The sequence below is a fragment of the Cyanobium sp. NIVA-CYA 375 genome, assembly GCF_056108345.1.
In genome coordinates this window covers 1-579 of the sequence record NZ_JBSYHW010000399.1, presented here as the reverse complement: position 1 = coordinate 579, position 579 = coordinate 1, and the positions used below count along the sequence as shown (strand labels likewise).

At 62.9% G+C, this 579-nt stretch carries 1 protein-coding gene; it reads left to right on the top strand.

Translation table 11 applies throughout. From position 1 onward, the window contains the following. On the top strand, positions 1-374 hold a 374-nt coding region (locus AC01FP_RS18800), incomplete at its 5' end, for an FkbM family methyltransferase (protein WP_474482443.1). Positions 375-579: the final 205 nt, after the last annotated feature.

Here is a 579-nt window from a genome sequence, read left to right as displayed (position 1 = left end):
CCGTCGGGGCGGAGGCTGGGACGATCACCTTCCACGAAAGCGCGCAAGCAACGCTAAGCTCCGCCACGATCGTGCCGCCCGAACTGGTCCGGTCGTTCGAAGTGCCGGTCACGACGCTCGACGCGGAATGGAACGCTGCCGGTCGACCGCGCGTCTCGGCACTCAAGATCGATGTCGAAGGCGGCGAGCTGGATGTGCTGCTAGGGGCGAGCGAATTGCTGGCCAGCGAACGCCCGTCGATCCTGCTTGAGGCCTGGGGCACCGAGCAGCTGGGTCCGATCGACACCCTGCTGACCAAGGCAGGGTATCGCCGCACCCAGCCGGACGGCTTCGAGCCGCGCAACTACCTGTTCCTGGCCGCTGCGGCGGGGTGATTCGGGTTTAGTTGATAAAGTGCATCCGCGGGGCTCGATGCACACCATCAATGACCGGTGTTTTGCCAATTCAACAGTTTCAAAGAGCCGCTGAGAACATAGCTGCCGATTGCGATGTAGGAAAATCGGCTAAGACAGCACCTCTTCGAGCAGGCTGAGCAGCGCGGACCATGACTGGCGATCGGCGCTGGCGTTGTAGCTGGGA